The organism is Vibrio kanaloae (genome assembly GCF_024347535.1).
Lineage (GTDB): Bacteria > Pseudomonadota > Gammaproteobacteria > Enterobacterales > Vibrionaceae > Vibrio > Vibrio kanaloae.
This window is the reverse complement of record NZ_AP025497.1, coordinates 832,944-850,548: the sequence shown is the minus strand read 5'-3', so window position 1 is coordinate 850,548 and position 17,605 is coordinate 832,944. Positions and strand designations below refer to the sequence as shown.

Annotated in this window: 15 protein-coding genes; 13 read left to right on the top strand and 2 right to left on the bottom strand. The window is 46.4% G+C overall.

The annotated features are described in order from the left end of the window. The first annotated feature begins 51 nt into the window (after positions 1 to 51). Genes OCV24_RS04110 through OCV24_RS04060 form a run of 11 tightly spaced genes read left to right on the top strand, consistent with a single transcriptional unit; the run spans position 52 to position 11,583 of the window. Positions 52 to 414 (top strand): ApeI family dehydratase, encoded by a 363-nt coding sequence (locus OCV24_RS04110; RefSeq protein WP_136998431.1) that lies wholly within the window; start codon positions 52 to 54, stop codon positions 412 to 414. Beyond that, positions 407 to 2,230: a glycosyltransferase family 2 protein gene (locus OCV24_RS04105; RefSeq protein ID WP_077680051.1), complete on the top strand. Its 1,824-nt coding sequence runs from the start codon at positions 407 to 409 to the stop codon at positions 2,228 to 2,230. Before OCV24_RS04110 ends, OCV24_RS04105 begins: the two co-directional genes overlap by 8 nt. Further along, entirely contained in the window at positions 2,208 to 3,755 is a 1,548-nt protein-coding gene (locus OCV24_RS04100) for an HAL/PAL/TAL family ammonia-lyase (protein ID WP_065104919.1), read from the top strand. The genes OCV24_RS04105 and OCV24_RS04100 overlap by 23 nt, the downstream gene beginning before the upstream one ends. 56 nt (positions 3,756 to 3,811) lie before the next feature. Further along, a complete protein-coding gene (locus OCV24_RS04095; RefSeq protein ID WP_150879282.1) occupies positions 3,812 to 4,342 on the top strand; it encodes an acyl-CoA thioesterase in 531 nt (176 codons plus the stop codon). Beyond that, positions 4,329 to 5,015 (top strand): LolA family protein, encoded by a 687-nt coding sequence (locus tag OCV24_RS04090; RefSeq protein ID WP_077680049.1) that lies wholly within the window; start codon positions 4,329 to 4,331, stop codon positions 5,013 to 5,015. The genes OCV24_RS04095 and OCV24_RS04090 overlap by 14 nt, the downstream gene beginning before the upstream one ends. After that, on the top strand, positions 4,987 to 7,359 hold the full coding sequence (locus OCV24_RS04085) for an MMPL family transporter (protein ID WP_150879280.1): 2,373 nt from the start codon (positions 4,987 to 4,989) through the stop codon (positions 7,357 to 7,359). Before OCV24_RS04090 ends, OCV24_RS04085 begins: the two co-directional genes overlap by 29 nt. Further along, positions 7,356 to 7,979: a DUF3261 domain-containing protein gene (locus OCV24_RS04080; RefSeq protein WP_146442906.1), complete on the top strand. Its 624-nt coding sequence runs from the start codon at positions 7,356 to 7,358 to the stop codon at positions 7,977 to 7,979. Before OCV24_RS04085 ends, OCV24_RS04080 begins: the two co-directional genes overlap by 4 nt. Before the next feature lie 5 nt (positions 7,980 to 7,984). After that, positions 7,985 to 9,184: a beta-ketoacyl-[acyl-carrier-protein] synthase family protein gene (locus tag OCV24_RS04075; RefSeq protein ID WP_150879279.1), complete on the top strand. Its 1,200-nt coding sequence runs from the start codon at positions 7,985 to 7,987 to the stop codon at positions 9,182 to 9,184. Continuing rightward, positions 9,177 to 9,641, top strand: a complete 465-nt coding sequence (locus tag OCV24_RS04070; protein WP_150879278.1) for a hotdog family protein — start codon at positions 9,177 to 9,179, stop codon at positions 9,639 to 9,641. The genes OCV24_RS04075 and OCV24_RS04070 overlap by 8 nt, the downstream gene beginning before the upstream one ends. Next, positions 9,638 to 10,363, top strand: coding sequence for a 3-ketoacyl-ACP reductase FabG2 (locus OCV24_RS04065; protein ID WP_017056823.1), 726 nt, complete (start codon positions 9,638 to 9,640; stop codon positions 10,361 to 10,363). The genes OCV24_RS04070 and OCV24_RS04065 overlap by 4 nt, the downstream gene beginning before the upstream one ends. Next, on the top strand, positions 10,360 to 11,583 hold the full coding sequence (locus OCV24_RS04060; protein ID WP_017056822.1) for a beta-ketoacyl-ACP synthase: 1,224 nt from the start codon (positions 10,360 to 10,362) through the stop codon (positions 11,581 to 11,583). The genes OCV24_RS04065 and OCV24_RS04060 overlap by 4 nt, the downstream gene beginning before the upstream one ends. A gap of 86 nt (positions 11,584 to 11,669) precedes the next feature. On the opposite strand, the gene gltX is transcribed toward OCV24_RS04060, so the two are convergent. Beyond that, entirely contained in the window at positions 11,670 to 13,097 is a 1,428-nt protein-coding gene (gene gltX, locus OCV24_RS04055) for a glutamate--tRNA ligase (RefSeq protein ID WP_017056821.1), read from the bottom strand. Positions 13,098 to 13,398: 301 nt separating this feature from the next. Here gltX and OCV24_RS04050 point away from each other — a divergent pair, with 301 nt between their 5' ends. Next, positions 13,399 to 16,212: a copper-translocating P-type ATPase gene (locus OCV24_RS04050; RefSeq protein WP_150879277.1), complete on the top strand. Its 2,814-nt coding sequence runs from the start codon at positions 13,399 to 13,401 to the stop codon at positions 16,210 to 16,212. Next, entirely contained in the window at positions 16,202 to 16,648 is a 447-nt protein-coding gene (locus OCV24_RS04045) for a DUF411 domain-containing protein (protein WP_017056818.1), read from the top strand. Before OCV24_RS04050 ends, OCV24_RS04045 begins: the two co-directional genes overlap by 11 nt. Positions 16,649 to 16,837: 189 nt before the next feature. Here OCV24_RS04045 and OCV24_RS04040 read toward each other — a convergent pair whose 3' ends face one another. After that, complete coding sequence (locus OCV24_RS04040; protein WP_017056817.1) at positions 16,838 to 17,605, bottom strand: ABC transporter ATP-binding protein; 768 nt, start codon at positions 17,603 to 17,605, stop codon at positions 16,838 to 16,840.

The following is a 17,605-nucleotide window of genomic DNA, read 5'->3' as shown; positions in this document are numbered from 1 at the left end:
TATATTTTTGTCAAAGAACCAATATTTGCCCAAGGATTCTAAGCACGCCCTATGGATAAAAGAAAACCAAACATCATTGCTGTAGACACGGTAGAGAATGAATCGACCCTGACACTCAATGTTAGCGCAGACATCACCGATTTTAAGGGACACTTCAAACGCTTTCCTATTCTCCCCGGCGTCACGCAAATTGATTGGGCACTTCACTACGCTGTCCAAGAGCTAAACGTCCCTGGTTTCTTTAAAGGCATGGAAGTCATCAAGTTCCAAGAGCCGATCCTGCCCGACTCGACCATTCAGCTGTCACTCAAGTGGGATGCTGACAAAGATAAATTGAGCTTTAGTTACACGTCGAACAATGGCGAACAGACTCACTCTTCAGGCAAAATGAAGCTGGGAGAGAAAAGTGAATAGCGCTGAGGCTGTTTCTCAACACGCACTTGAAGAAAGCAACTACAAGGCTTGCTTCCTAATTCCGTGCTTTAACCACGGCGCAACCATGCCCTCGGTGGTCTCATCACTTCTTAATTTCAAACTTCCGATCATTATTGTTGATGATGGCAGTGAACTCGAGACCAAACAGTTTCTGACTCCACTTGCCGATAGCCCAAGCGTGACTTTGGTAACACTTGAGCAGAACCAAGGCAAAGGCGGCGCAGTAAAAGCGGGCATCAAACGAGCACAAGAGCTCGGCTTTAGCCACGCTATTCAGATTGATGCAGACGGCCAACACGACCTTGAAGCACTACCCGCATTAATCCAAGCTTCGCAAGCCAAGCCGATGCGCTTGATATCAGGTCAGCCTATCTACGATGACAGCGTGCCCAAGGCAAGGCTCTACGGGCGCTACGCGACACACATTTGGGTATGGATAGAAACCCTATCTCTATCAATTAAAGACAGCATGTGTGGCTTTAGAGCGTATCCGGTCAACCAGACACAAGCAGTGCTCAGCAAATACGATGTTGGATCTCGAATGGACTTCGATATCGAGATTCTGGTTCGCCTGTATTGGGAAGGCTGCGACATCGACTTCGTTGAAACACGAGTCATCTATCCTGAAAACGGCATCTCTCATTTCGATGCACTGTGGGACAACGTAAAAATCAGTTGGATGCACACACGACTGTTCTTCGGCATGCTGCCAAGAGCACCAAAACTGATCGCGCGTCATTTCAAGTCGGACTCAGCGAAGAAGCTATCGGCTGAAAATAGCCAAGGTTCCTCGGCAGATTCAAGACAGGTAAATTCCGAACAAATAGGTTCAGAACAACCCCATTGGTCACGTACTCAAGAACGCGGCACTGTGCTGGGAATCAAACTGTTATTGGCCGTTTATACCCTGTTAGGCCGAGGCGTATTTAATCTGATTTTACGCGGTGTGATGCGTTACTACCATCTAACGGGCAAACGAGCACGAAACGCCTCAGAACAGTACCTATTTCAGCTTAAGGCATACGCTGAACAACAGAATATTGAGTTACCAGCGGAATTAACCAGTTATAACCATCTGCTCTCGTTTGGCCATACCATGCTAGACAAGTTGGCTGCATGGAAAGGGGATTTCTCGGCGGATAACCTGACTATTCATGGTCAAGAACAATTTGAGAGCATGGTGGCAAATAAGCAAGGTGTGCTAATCCTAGGTTCTCATCTTGGCAACATCGAACTGTGTCGAGCTTTGGGTCGCAGACACTCAAACATCAAAATCAATGCCTTGGTTTTTACCGAGCACGCTGAGCGTTTTAATTCGGTGATGAAAGCGGTCAACCCGCAGTCTGATTTGAACCTGATTCAGGTAACTTCAATGGGGCCTGATACTGCTATCTTGTTGCAACAGAAACTGGAACAAGGTGAGTGGATTGTGATTGTTGGCGATAGAACCTCCACCAGCAAAGAGAGCCGTTCAGTATGGGCTGAGTTCTTGGGTAAGAAAGCGCCCTTCCCTCAAGGGCCATTTATGTTAGCCTCGGTTCTCAAAGCGCCAGTATTTTTATTGTTTGGGCTACGTGATGACTCACAATCTAAGCCACATTTTAATGTCTATTTCGAGCATTTTAGCGACAAGATAGAACTACCCAGAAAAACTCGCGAACAATCTTTACAGCAAGTCGTGCAAAAATACGCAGACCGACTTGAGCACTACACACTGAAAGCACCGCTTCAGTGGTACAACTTTTTTAATTTTTGGACATTGAGCAAGCACCATGACGAAAAAGAATCCAAATAGCATCACCTTTGGTGCCGAACGCCTCACGATTGAGGATGTTGTCGCTATCTCACAAGGCGCAAAAGCCTCGATGAACTCAAGTGAAGCATTCACATCTAAGATCGACCGTGGTGTCGCTTTCTTAGAACGCCTATTGAAAGAAGAAGGCGTGATCTATGGTGTGACAACGGGCTACGGTGACTCATGTACCGTTGCGATTCCGCCAAACCTTGTTGATGAATTACCACTGCATCTAACGCGCTTTCACGGCTGTGGTTTAGGCGAAATACTGTCTCACGAACAATCTCGTGCAGTATTAGCAACGCGCCTTTGTTCATTGTCACAAGGTGTATCTGGTGTGACACACGATTTGCTCAACCAGATCGTTACTCTGATCAACCAAGATATCTCACCGCGTATTCCTCAAGAAGGATCGGTTGGCGCCAGTGGCGATTTAACGCCGCTGTCTTACTTAGCGGCTGCACTGATTGGTGAGCGCGATGTTATCTACAAAGGCGAAGTTCGCCCTACTAGTGACGTCTACAAAGAGCTAGGGATTAACCCTATCAAGCTTAAGCCAAAAGAAGGCTTAGCATTGATGAATGGCACGTCAGTAATGACGGCTTTGGCTTGTATCGCCTACAAACGTGCAGAATACCTAGCTCAGCTGTCGACTAAGATCACCGCAATGGTGTCTGTTGGTATGCAAGGCAACGATTTCCATTTCGATGAAGCACTGTTTGCAGTCAAGCCACATCCGGGTCAACAGCAAGTTGCTGCATGGCTACGTGATGACTTACAAGCCGATCGCCCGCCACGTAACAGTGATCGCTTACAAGATCGTTACTCACTCCGTTGTGCACCGCACGTTATCGGTGTCGTTCAAGACTCTCTGCCTTGGCTACGCCAAATGATTGAGAACGAATTAAACAGCGCTAACGATAACCCAATTATCGATGGCGACAATGAGCGCGTACTGCACGGTGGACACTTCTACGGTGGCCATATCGCAATGGCAATGGATACACTAAAAACAGCGGTAGCCAACCTTGCAGACCTACTTGATCGCCAAATGGCACAGTTGATGGATTACAAGTTCAACAACGGACTGCCATTTAACCTAACCGGTGCTGAAGGCGAACGTAAACCAATCAACCACGGTTTCAAAGCGGTACAGATTGGCGTTTCAGCTTGGACAGCAGAAGCATTGAAACACACCATGCCAGCAAGCGTGTTCTCTCGTTCAACAGAGTGCCACAACCAAGACAAAGTCAGTATGGGCACCATCGCAGCTCGTGACTGCTTACGCGTTCTTGAACTGACTGAACAAGTAGCGGCAGCATCACTTCTGGCGGGTACACAAGCACTTGAACTTCGTAAGCGTCACAATGAGCTTGATGAGCACCATATGAGTGAAAACCTAAAGCACATTCGCGACGAAGTACTTAAAGAGTTTGAATTTATCGTTGAAGATCGACCACTTGAAGGCGATCTACGCCACTTCATTGCTCGTATTCAAAGTCAGCACTGGTCACTTTACTCATAGAGTAGCTAACCTCATAAAGTAGCCAACCCTTTACGCAATATTGTTGAGAGCGATTTATGTCTGAAATCCTTCATCCATTACAATCTGAGGTGACTCTGATTACCTCATTCCAAGATGCCGACCCAATGGGCGTGATCTATCACGGCAACTACTTCCGGTTTTTTGAAGAAGTTAGGCGCATCATGATGGATAAGATTGAGTACAACTATCATGAGATGAAGGATTCAGGCTACATGTGGCCGATCATCGACACGCGTGTAAAGTACATTAAGGCGATACCGTTCAATCATCAGATCAAGGTATCGGCTAAGTTGACTGAATGGGAAAACCGCCTGCGTGTTGACTACGAAATTCACGATGTCAACACGGGCGCTCGTATGACACGCGCCCACACAATGCAGGTTGCGGTGACTATTGAAGAACAAGAGATGTGCTTCGCTTCACCGAAAGTGTTTACAGATAAAGTCGAGCACTGGCATCAATTTGGCGACTTACCCCAAACAACTGAGAAGCAACCAAGCGACCAACAATCAGACCAACCTCAAGTATCTAACACACAGCAGCAGGTGAAACATGAGTCTGTTTAAACGCAGTCGCAAACACATCAGCATCGCACTACTAGGGCTTGCCTCAATGATGGCGAGTAGTTTTGTTATTGCTAATGAAAGTACAGCTATGGTTGGTTCTATTACAGACCTGCAGACAGTATTAAGCGCAAACAACATAGTGCGTGGTGAGTTCACCCAAACGCGCAACATGGAAATGTTCGCCCAGCCTCTAACATCACAAGGTGCTTTCCTGTTAGACAAGTCGAATGGTTTGCTTTGGACACAAACTACCCCCTTTCCTGTTCGCTTGGTGCTAACCGATAACAAACTGAGTCAAAGGTTTGCCGATCAACCCGCTAAGATCATTACCGATAAAGAAAACCCAATGGCGTTTTATTTCAGCCATATATTCTTATCGGTGTTTCATGGGGACACGCAAAAACTTCAAGAACAGTTCGCACTCGATTTTGAGCCAGCAACTGTCACAAGCTCTGATGAAAATACAGAGAATAAATCTTGGACACTCACTCTAAAGCCTAAAAGTGCTCCGATGAACGCGGTATTTGAAGCCATTACTCTGCAAGGTCAAAATGATATTGAACGCATTGAACTGAGAGAGATTCGTGGAGACAGCACGGTGATCGAATTTAGTCAGTTAAGCCATCTACCGGAAGTATTATCAGATGCTGAAGCGCAACAATTCCAACTCTAGCCTTGCCCTTGTTTGGCTGGTTATCGTGGTGCTTTTTAGCGGACTGTTGATCAAACAGTTCGCTTTTTCTTCGTCGGTACCGATTGAAAGCAATATTCTAAAGTTACTACCAGAAAACCAGCAAGACCCAATGGTAGAGCAAGCCTTTCAGCAGATATCCAGCTCGATGAGCGAGCAAGTGGTGTTTATCATCAGCGCCCCCGACATCGACCAAGCCATGACAGCGACTGACGTTTTTGAAAAAAAACTCAACCAAAGAACCCTCTCAAGCCAGCCAACTCTGTTTCAGCAAGTTCAAGGCAAAATCAGCGCCAACACCCAAAGCCAATGGAGCGATTTCTACTTTCGTCACCGTGCTCAACTACTGACTCAACAACAAAAAGAGACGCTGACCCACTCGCCTGATTCACGAGCTCAATACGTCATTCAGTCTCTGTACAATCCGTTCTCAGGCGTCACTGCAGCCGAACTGTCGATGGATCCATTTCTACTATTTCGCGACTACATCAGCGCAGTTGGCGTTCAATCAAGTAACTTTGTTCTGAAAGGGGGCTACCTCACCGCTCAATCTAATGACCAAACTCATATTTTGGTCACGGCGACTCTGGCGGGGTCACCTTATAGCTTGGCCATTCAAGAGCAAATTCCCGATCTTGATTCAATTGAGCGCGAAGTCGAAAAGCAGTTTGGCGTCAAAGTGCAGCATACCGGTGTGGTGTTCTACGCCAATTACGGTACCGAAAGTGCGAAATCAGAAATCAGTACCATTGGTTTGGGCTCTTTGGCCGGTGTTATTTTATTGGTGTGGCTGACGTTTCGTAGTGCCCTACCACTTGCCTTATCTTTGCTATCAATCAGTACTGGGTTATTGGTTGCGCTGGCAAGCACCGTCGCTATCTTCGGTAAAGTTCATCTGTTTAGTTTGGTGTTCGGTGCTAGCTTGATTGGCGTATCGATCGATTACTCCTTTCACTACCTGACTGACCGCTTGGCAGCTGGAAGTAAATGGCAAAGTGACAAAGGCTTGAAGCACATTTTCATTGCGATCACCTTGGGTCTGATCACCAGTTTGATTGGCTACTTAGGTTTGTTGGTCGCGCCTTTCCCAGGATTGCAGCAACTTGCTCTGTTTTCGTCGATTGGACTGATCGCAGCTTACGCCAGTGTGGTGTGTTGGTATCCCGTTTTAGCGGCAAAACCAAGCCAAGAACGCCCTCTTCCTTTGTCGACGCTTTGGCATACTTGGTTGAGTCTCTGGAGCAACCAAAAGTTTAGAATTGGCTTACCGTTAACTCTGACTGTCTTGAGCCTGATGTCACTCAGTCAAATTCGCTACGACGACGATATTCGCCAACTTCAGGCGATGCCAGAGCAACTCAAACAGCAAGAGCAAGCCATTACGGAAATCTCAGGATTAGGCAGTGGTCAAAATATGCTTTTGGTGACTGCCAAGAGCGACCAAAAGCTACTCAAAAAACTGGCAGAAATCACCACAAGCTTAGATTCTCTAGTCGATAGCCAAGCTATCTCTGGGTATCGCAGCATCAATCAACAGTTGCTAAGCGAACAAGAACAACATGACAACTATCAGCTAGTTGAACAACTCTATCGCCAACAAAGCCATATATTACAAAAGACGCTAGGTTGGTCTACTTTTCCACAATTACCAAAATTCGACCCCATCACGGTATCTGGATTTTTGGAGTCACCGGTGTCAGAACCCGTTCGACCACTTTGGTTAAAGCCGATCGACGGGCAAGCGGCGTCAGTCATTTTGATCAAAGACGTCACGAACTCAGCACTGTTTTCTCAATGGCTCTATTCAAGCTTTGCTCAGCAACAAGGTGTTAAATACCTTAATAAAGCCGATGAAATCTCCGCTCTCTTTGCGGAATACAGAGTCAAAATCACCGAGTTATTATTGATAGCGTTAGCCGCTATTGGAATGGTTTTAGGTTGGCGTTATGGTGTGAAGCAAAGCCTGTTAATGCTGTTGCCGTCATTGATTGCAGGCGTGGCAGGCTTAGCGGTTACGGGTATTTTAGGCTCGACACTGAATTTGTTTAACCTGCTTGGACTGATTCTAATCTTAGGGATTGGTATCGACTATACCCTGTTCTTTGCTGAGCAGAAAAAATCACTAAGCACCTTATTAGCGATTACCCTATCAGGTCTCACGACGTTGCTTTCATTTGGCTTATTGTCACTAAGTCAGACTCATGCCATTCATAGCTTCGGTGTTACTGTTCTGACAGGGATCTTTGTCGCGTGGCTACTTTCGCCACTCGCGATCAACAATAGCAAAAACGTAGAACGACCAACCTCTCGAGAGGCTTTTAGATGAATAAGACGTTAAAGGTAACCTTCGCCACACTAATGGGTATTTTACTCACTGCCTGCTCGATGGTTTCTCAGCAACCGAGTGGTGCCAGTGTGTCGATCAACAATGACACCGAGCTAGCACTGCCATTGCCAGCTGAACTGGGGTACTCCCTCACGGCCAGTCAGTTGATTAGCGCCACGTGGGAAACCGACACACAGCAGCTTCCTGTTCAAGTCGAAGTCACACCAGATAAAGTCGTGCTAGCGGGTTTTTCCTCTTGGGGAACGCGAATCTTATCGCTGCAATACCAGAATCAAGTGATCGACACACAAGTTCTATCTGGCCTTGGCGCGACTTTACCGCAACCCGAACAGGTGCTTTTTAATTTAATGCTGACCTTATGGCCAGCAGACGCATGGGCGCAACCTTTACAAACCATAGGTTGGCATCTAGTCGATACTGACAATACAAGAACCGTGTTTGACGACGACCAACAAGCCATCATTCGTATTGAATACCAAGCAAAAGTTGGCGAACCAAAGACATCTGGAGACATTGTTTTCAAGCATTTGATTCAAGGCTACACCATCACCATACAAACGTTGAACTCAACGATTGTCGATAACCCAAGTAAGAGCTGAATACTATGCCTATTTATATCCAAGACTGTGGTTTCCACTCCGCATTAGGCTCAAGCGTTGCTGACATTCATGGCTGCCTCAAAGATACGCGCGAATCAAACATGATTGAAGTCAGCGATATGCTGAACGATGGTAAACATACTGTCGTTGGTCAAATCGCGGATGAACTGCCACCGATTCCTTCAGATCTTACACGATACGCCACTCGCAACAATCAACTGGCGTTATCAGCTCTAAATCAAATCCAAGATTCTATCGTGCAAGCAAAATCACAATTTGGCGCAGATAGAATTGCAGTGGTTATCGGCACCAGTACTTCGGGAATTTCGGACGGTGAGGCTGCTTTTAAGCACAAACTCGATCAAGGTTCTTTTCCCGATCATTACCACTACTCAAAACAAGAGCTAGGGAACACTTCCGAGTTCGTTAGCCAATACTGCTCATTAACCGGGCCAAGCTACGCGATCTCGACCGCATGCTCATCAAGCGGCCGTGTTTTTCTTACCGCTCAACGTTTGTTAGATTCTGGAATGGCTGATGCTGTGTTAGTGGGTGGTGTGGATACACTGTGTAGGCTGACGCTCAATGGTTTCCATGGCCTTGAAGCTCTTTCTACCAAACATTGTAAGCCATTTAGCGCCTCTCGTGATGGTATCAATATCGGCGAAGCAGCGGCGTTTATGTTGCTCAGCAAAACAAAGTTAGCCGGTGTTAATGCAGCACAAGACATGTCGAGCATAGCCTTATTAGGCTGCGGTGACAGCTCTGACGCACACCATATTTCAGCTCCTCATCCAGAAGGCAACGGCGCCGAGCAAGCGATGAGAAAAGCGTTAGATTCTGCACAGTTACAAGCAGAGGACATCGGTTATATCAATGCCCATGGCACCGCAACGCCACTCAATGATTCAATGGAAAGCAAAGCCATCCATCGTATTTTTGCAAACAAGGTTCCCGTTAGCTCAACCAAGCCGCTTACCGGGCATACTCTAGGAGCTGCAAGTGCGATTGAGGCGGCAATTGCATGGCATATTTTAAAATATGACTTACCGCTTCCCTTACAAAAATGTCAGGATAAAGCTGAAGATATTGAGATTGATTTGGTAAACTGTACCCAGAAACTTAAAGTAAAGAACATCTTAAGCAACTCGTTCGCTTTTGGTGGCAACAACATTAGCCTGATCTTTGGTGTAGTAAATGACTGAACTCCCTTCTGTAGAGCAACTTCTTCCACACGATGATCCGATGATTTTAATCGATCGTGCTATCAGCGTAGAGGCGTTGTCGATTCACTGTCAGGTCGATATTGGAGCTCATAATCTGTTCTTTAATGCTGAATCTCAAACCGTACCGGCTTTTGTGGGTATCGAATTTATGGCGCAGTCTGTCGCGGCATGGTCTGGATATCACGCACTTAAAAACGGCACCACTCCCCCAATCGGATTCTTACTCGGTTCTCGCCGTTACAAGTCACTGTGTGATGAGTTTACTCAAGATCAGACCCTTGATATCTACGCCGAGCAACTGATGGAAGACAATGGCATGGCCGTGTTTACTGCCAGAGTTGAAGACCAAGGCAAGTTAGTGGCTCAATGCCAACTCAACGTCTATGTTCCGACCGAACAAAAATTACAAGAAATGAAAACTAGGAGCCCATCATGACCCGTCAGGTTTTAGTCACAGGAGCCAGCAAAGGCATTGGTAAAGCGATCGCTATTCAACTCGCGAAAGACGGATTTGAAATCGCCGTTCATTACATGGGTGACAAACAAGGTGCTGAAGAGACGCTGCAGTCGATCACCGAAATGGGTGGCACGGGGCGTCTGCTCCAATTTGATATCAGCAACCGCAGCGAATGTCGCGAAACGCTTGAGTCAGATATTGCTGAGCACGGCGCTTACTATGGTGTGGTGAACAATGCGGGTATTACTCGTGACACCGCATTCCCTGCGATGACGGAAGAAGAGTGGGATGGCGTGATCCATACCAACCTCGACAGCTTCTACAACGTACTTCACCCGTGCGTGATGCCAATGGTTCAAAAACGCAAAGGCGGTCGAATCGTTACTCTGGCGTCGGTATCCGGCATCATGGGTAATCGCGGTCAAACCAACTATGCCGCAGCAAAAGCGGGCGTGATTGGCGCGACTAAGTCTCTGGCTTTAGAGCTAGCAAAACGTAAGATCACGGTAAACTGTGTCGCTCCTGGCTTAATTGATACCGGAATGGTTGATGAGCACGTGAAAGATCACGCGCTTCCTCAAGTACCACTGCGCCGAATGGGTGAGCCAGAAGAAGTAGCAGGCCTAGTCAGTTACCTAATGTCAGATATTGCGGGCTATGTTACTCGCCAAGTGATTTCAGTGAATGGAGGCTTAGTATGACCCGCCGCGTTGTTGTAACAGGCATGTCTGGTGTTACTGCCTTTGGTAATGATTGGCAGCACATCGAACCAAAATTGAAAGCGTGTAAAAATGCGACTCAATATATGCCAAGCTTCGAGCAGTATGATGGCCTCAACACTAAACTCGCCGCGCCTATTGATGACTTCCAACTTCCTAAACACTATAAACGTAAGCAAGTACGTGGCATGGGTCGTGTCTCTCGCCTAGCCACCGTTGCGTCAGAAAACGCATTGGAGCAAGCAGGGCTGATTGGTCACGACATCTTAACCAACGGCGAAACAGGTATTGCTTACGGTTCTTCAACGGGCAGTACCGATGCGGTTGGCGCGTTCGGTGTGATGCTGAATGAGAAATCGACCCGAGCAATCACAGCCACCACTTACGTTCAAATGATGCCACACACAGCTGCAGTAAACGTAGGTCTGTTCTTTGGTCTGCGCGGCCGTGTGATTCCCACTAGCAGTGCATGCACTTCAGGCAGCCAAGCGATAGGTTACGCCTATGAAGCGATCAAACACGGTTACCAAACCGTGATGGTTGCCGGTGGTGGTGAAGAGCTATGCCCAACTGAGTCTGCCGTTTTCGACACCCTTTTTGCTACCAGTCTAAAAAACGACACGCCAGAAAAATCCCCTAGCCCTTACGACAGCGAGCGTGATGGCTTAGTTATTGGTGAAGGTGCCGGCACGCTTGTTCTTGAAGAGTATGAACATGCCGTTGCTCGTGGCGCAAAGATCTACGCTGAGATCATCGGTTTTGCCAGCAACTGCGATGCCGCTCATGTGACCCAACCTCAGATGGAAACCATGCAAATCTGTATGGAAAAAGCACTGAAAGATGCGCAGCTTCCGGCAGAAAAAATCGGTTATGTTTCTGCGCACGGCACTGCGACTGAGAAAGGTGATATTGCAGAAAGTAATGCCACCGCGAACATTTTTGGCGAAGTGCCAATCAGCTCATTGAAAAGCTACTTTGGTCATACGCTTGGGGCGTGTGGGGCGATTGAAGCTTGGTTAAGCCTAGAAATGATGCATTCAGGTTGGTTCAACCCTACCTTAAACCTTGAAAATATCGACGAACGCTGCGGCAAGCTTGATTACATCACAGGTTCAGGTCGTGAATTGGATGTTGAATATCTGATGAGTAACAACTTTGCTTTTGGCGGAATCAACACTTCGATCATCTTCAAAAGAATCTAGGCTTAGCTAGATAAAACTCCAAACAAATAAAAAGGGTCAGTAACCAAGTTACTGACCCTTTTTTAATCTAGCAAACGCTTATTAAATTATGCGTTAGCTTCACGCTCAGCGATGAACTCAAGAGCCATCTTGATACGAGCGATGACGCGCTCTTTACCAACAAGCTCCATCACTGCATCAACAGAAGGAGACTGACCGCCGCCTGTTACTGCTACGCGAAGTGGCATACCGATTTTACCCATGCCGATCTCTAGCTCTTCACATACTGCTGCAATCACACCATCTTTGATGTTTGCAGTCGTGAAATCTTCAAGTGCTTCAACCTTAGCAAGAGCAAGCTCTAGTGGGCCTTTAGCAACACCACGTAGGTGCTTCTTCGCTGCGCCAGCTTCAAACTCAGAGAAATCTTCGTAGAAGTAACGAGATTGCTCAGCAAGTTCGATAAGTGTGTTACAACGCTCGCCAACTAGCTTGATCACTTCAGTGATCGCTGGGCCGTTTGTTGTATCGATCTTCTGTGCGTCTAGGTGCCATTGCAGGTATTTTGCAACGTACTCAGGCTCAGAAGTCTTAATGTAGTGGTTGTTCAACCAAAGTAACTTGTCAGTGTTGAATGCAGATGCAGACTTGCTGATTGCTTTTAGGCTGAAGAATTCAATCATCTCTTCTTGAGAGAAGATCTCTTGGTCACCGTGAGACCAGCCTAAACGAACTAGGTAGTTGTTTAGCGCATTAGGTAGGTAACCTTCGTCGCGGTATTGCATTACAGATACAGCACCGTGACGCTTAGAAAGTTTCGCACCGTCATCACCTAGAATCATTGCACAGTGAGCGAACGTTGGAACTGGCGCGCCTAGTGCTTCATAGATGTTGATTTGACGAGGTGTGTTGTTGATGTGGTCTTCACCACGAACAACGTGTGTAATCCCCATATCCCAGTCATCCACTACCACGACGAAGTTATAAGTAGGAGCGCCGTCTGTACGACGAATGATTAGGTCATCAAGTTGGCTGTTAGCGATTTCAATGCGACCACGGATTTGATCATCAAATACGACGCTGCCCTCTTTAGGATTACGGAAACGGATAACGCACGCATCGCCTTCTTTTGCTGCTTCGTTTGCTGCAACAATTTTAGGGTGGTTCGCATCGTAACGAGCCATCTCTTTGTTTTCTTCTTGCTCTGCACGAATTTCGTCTAGTGTCTCTTTAGATGCATAGCATTTGAATGCTTTGTCTTCAGCAAGTAGCTTATCAACCATTTCGTTGTAACGGTCAAAACGCTTAGATTGGTAGTAAGGACCTTCGTCCCATTCCATACCCATCCATTGCATGCCTTCTAGAATTGCATCAACCGCTTCTTGAGAGTTACGCTCAAGGTCTGTGTCTTCGATACGTAGAACGAATTCACCGCCTTGGTTTTTAGCGAATAGCCAAGAGTAAAGTGCAGTACGTGCACCACCAACGTGAAGATAGCCAGTTGGGCTAGGAGCAAAACGAGTTTTAACCGTCATTTAAATACCTTGATTATGTAGGTGATTCTTTTAGTGGGATCCATTACAAAGCTTGTAACAGCCAAATATCACTAAATTTTGGGCGCTATTTTATCACCCCCGCTTAAATCTACAATCAGTAGTGAATGATTAATGTGCTGTTGTTGTACGAAAGCGATGATAGAAAGGCTAAACCCCGCTTCAAAGTAGTAAATCGTTCACCTAAAACCGTAGATTATAACCGCGCTTATTTTATATCCTTCTCATATTCCAAAATTGAATCCACCAACTGATACACCGCTAAGATCAAATTCTTTAATTTATGTTTGACCTTACCCTTACGGGAAGGTTTATGTTAAGCGTAGATGAGAATTGGAGTATCGATATGAACCATTATACCACCGCGCTCAACGGCCTAAATTGCATGGGTTGTGCGAAGAAAGTCCGCACACTGTTTGGCGTTCTCGACAATACGACGATCAATGATATATCGCCGACCTACATCGATATTTCGACTCCTTCTAGTTACGTTCAAGTCAACGAACAACTTGCGACGCTTGGTTATAGCATGGGCAATAAACTGCACCTTTCGCTATCTGGCCTTAGCTGCGGTAAGTGCGTGAACAAACTGACTCAAGCACTTGAACACACTGAGCAAGCCTCAAACCTAGAAGTCAGCAAGCATGAATTGTCGTTAGTTACTCTGCTTTCTGAATCCGAGGTTATCGAGCTGATCGAAAGCGTGGGTTATCACGCGACTCCCTACTCTGAAGCTAGTGAGCTTTTATCGACTTCAGATTCAGAAGACGATAAAAAAACAGCGCCTACAGAAGCGACGTCAACTGAACCCGTTGCGAGCCAATATATTTATCACCTTGTTCTTGAGGGAATGACGTGTGCGAGTTGTGTTTCATCAGTCGAAAAAGCACTGAAAAAGAACGAGTTCGTCGACCAAGCTCAGATCAACCTAGCAGAACAGACAGCCTTAGTTTTCACCTCTAAAACACGTGACATCATCGAAAACGATCTAATAGCGTCCGTTAAAGCCGCAGGTTATGGCGCCGAGTTTGTAGATGATGCGGCAACACAGCAACAAAAACAGCAAGAGCAACAACTTCACACTCAACGATCCTTCCTCAGAAACTCAGTCAGCGCGCTAGTTATCGGTGCTCCACTGATGGCGTGGGGCCTGTTCGGTGGCAGCATGACCATTGCTACATTTAACGACCAATTAGCTTGGGGATTGGTCGGAGTCGTCTGTTTTATATTGCTTGCGACTTCAGGACGCAGCTTCTTCACTAACGCTTGGCAATCACTGATGCACAAACGCGCAACGATGGATACGTTAGTTGCTTTAGGCACTGGCGCCGCGTGGTTCTACTCAATGCTGGTTGTGCTAATTCCATCATGGTTCCCAGAACCATCGCGCCATGTCTATTTTGAAGCGAGCGCCATGATTGTTGGCCTTATTTCTTTGGGTCACTACATTGAAGCCAAAGCCAAAGCACGCACCACCAAATCTTTACAAGCACTGATTAACTTACAGCCACAAAAAGCGGTAATTATCGTCGATAGCAAAGAACAAACCATCGCTGTCGAGGCCATTCAGCTAGGCATGCAAGTACGCGTCAAACCGGGTGAGAAAGTGCCAGTTGATGGTGTTGTGGTATCGGGCGAGTCTTACATCGATGAGTCGATGCTGACCGGTGAACCACTACCCAACGTTAAATCAATTAATGATGGCGTTTCTGCGGGCACCATTAATGGTGATGGCAGCCTGATCATTGAAGCGACCGGCATAGGCTCAAGCACCATGTTGGCTCGAATCATTCAAATGGTTCGCCAAGCACAAAGCAGCAAGCCTGCGATTGCTAAGCTCACTGACTCTATCTCTGCCGTTTTCGTTCCGGTTGTGGTCGCAATAGCAGCTGTTGCCTCCTTAATTTGGTTTTTTGTAGGTCCACAACCAAGCGCGAGCTACATGTTAGTGGTATCAACCACAGTACTGATTATCGCCTGTCCATGTGCCTTAGGCCTAGCCACACCGCTTTCGATTACTGTCGGCGTAGGTAAAGCCGCTGAGTTTGGCGTTCTTATTAAAGACGCTGATGTGTTGCAATCAGCCAGCAAAATCGATGCTGTTGTGTTTGATAAAACAGGCACATTGACCCAAGGCAAACCAAGCGTTCAACAGGCCTTTTACCCTAATCTAACGGAGCAAGAGTTACTGGCTTACGCCTATTCGGTTGAAGTCGGTTCAGAACACCCTCTTGCCAAAGCCGTTTGCCAGTATGCCGAGAACTTGGAAGTATCAGCACTCCCACACAGTGAATTTGAGAACCGCCGCGGCCTTGGAGTACAAGCCAACATTAACGGAAAAAACGTGCAAGTTGGCTCGCTTAAATACCTAACCCAATTAGGTATCAATACAGAGATTGGCGCGGATTTCATCGTGCTTTGCCGCTCGCAAGCGTGGACGCCTATTTTCATTGTGATTGACCGAAAACTGGAAGGCATATTTGGCATTTCAGACGCATTAAAAATAGATAGCAAACAGGCCATTGCTCAACTAAAATCCGCCGGAATTCACACTGTTCTATTAACGGGTGACAACGACTCTGTGGCTCAAGCAATAGGTAAAGACGTCGGTATTGATGAGGTTATCTCGGAAGTGCTTCCAGAGCAGAAAGCTCAACATATTGTTCAGCTGCAACAGCAATATAAGAGTGTAGCCATGGTTGGAGACGGCATTAACGATGCACCTGCTCTTGCTCAAGCAGATATAGGAATCGCAATGGGCAGTGGCAGTGATGTCGCGATTGAAAGTGCGCAAATGACGCTACTCAACTCATCACCATTATCAGTAAGCAACGCGATCGAGCTATCTCAAGCGACCGTAAGAAATATGAAGCAAAACCTATTTGGTGCCTTCATCTACAACTCGCTTGGTATTCCTATCGCGGCCGGTGTACTTTACCCATTTTTCGGATTTCTGCTTAGCCCTATAGTTGCAGGGGCAGCGATGGCGATGTCGTCAATTACGGTAGTGAGCAATGCCAACAGGCTGAGATTGTTTAAACCCACACATTCTAATATCAACAAAAACCATATTCATGAGGTTAACCATGATTCGTAAAATTATGACTCTTACAGCACTCGCTGCAATTTCAGGACAGGCTCTCGCGACTGATGTTCTAAACCATAAGTCTCCCTACTGCGGCTGCTGTACAGAATGGACTGAACATATGCGAGATGCTGGGTTCGATGTGACAGAGAAACTCCACGATGATATGAATCCAATAAAACAGAAGTTAGGAGTAACGCCAGAGTTGGCTTCTTGCCATACGGCAGAGATCGACGGTTACGTATTTGAAGGGCACATTCCAGCAGAGGACGTGAAAGCCTTTTTAGAAAACCCACCACGCAATGCGATTGGCTTAGCGGTTCCAGGTATGCCAATAGGTTCGCCAGGCATGGAGTATGGCGGTAAGAAAGACGAGTATTCTGTTTATGCGTTTAATGAAAAAGGTCAGGTGTTTGAATACCGTCACTACGCTGGAAACAGAGAGTAAGTTAACCAAGGTTACGTTATAAAAAATAAAGAGTCATCAGCAGTATGGTGATGCGGGGTTAACGAATGGGCTAGGACGCTAATCCGTTGCTGTATATTGCACACACCGCATATTCATAAGTATGACTAGATAACTTTTGAGAGACGTCTATCTAGTGAAATTTAATCAATTTCAGAGTGCTGAGCTTCACTAACTGGCTTTCATGGTTCTTATGAATGGGACGCCGTCTTCGTCGTGATGGACTTTCGCTTCAACTTGATAAATCTCTTTGACTAACTCTGTCGTCAAGACGTCTTTTGGTGAGCCAACACTAACTAATTCACCCTGTTTTATCACTAATAGGTTATCGGCATATTGAGCTGCAAGGTTGAGATCATGCAATACCATTATACTCACATAATTTTTCGCGCGAGTTTGGGTAACAAGGTGATTGAGTAATACATGTTGATGATGTAGGTCTAAAGCACTAACAGGTTCATCCAGCAGCATAATCTCAGGATTTCGCATAATCGCTTGAGCGAAAAGGATCATTTGGCGTTGACCGCCGCTGAGAGAACTCACATTACGGTTTGCCAAATCCGCCATGCCGATACTATTGAGTATCTGTAACCCTTCACCAAGAAGCTTGTCATCGATGCGTAAACTTAAGCTATCTAATCTCCCCATTAGCACGACTTCGATGACACTCAAGCTCACTTGTAAACCAATATCTTGAGGCATGTAACCCAACTTGGCGCGCCATGATGATAGAAACTTAGTATCGAGTTCGTCATCGTAATGAGAAACCGAGCCACTTGTCATATTCACATCACCAAAAATGGCCTTAAGTAAGGTGCTTTTACCAGCGCCATTTGGCCCTAAAACAGCAGTAACCTGACCAGGCTCCAGCGTGAAGCTAAAGTTATTAGCAAGCGTTAATGTGTCAATGTTAATGTTTACTTTGTTCGCGACTAACAT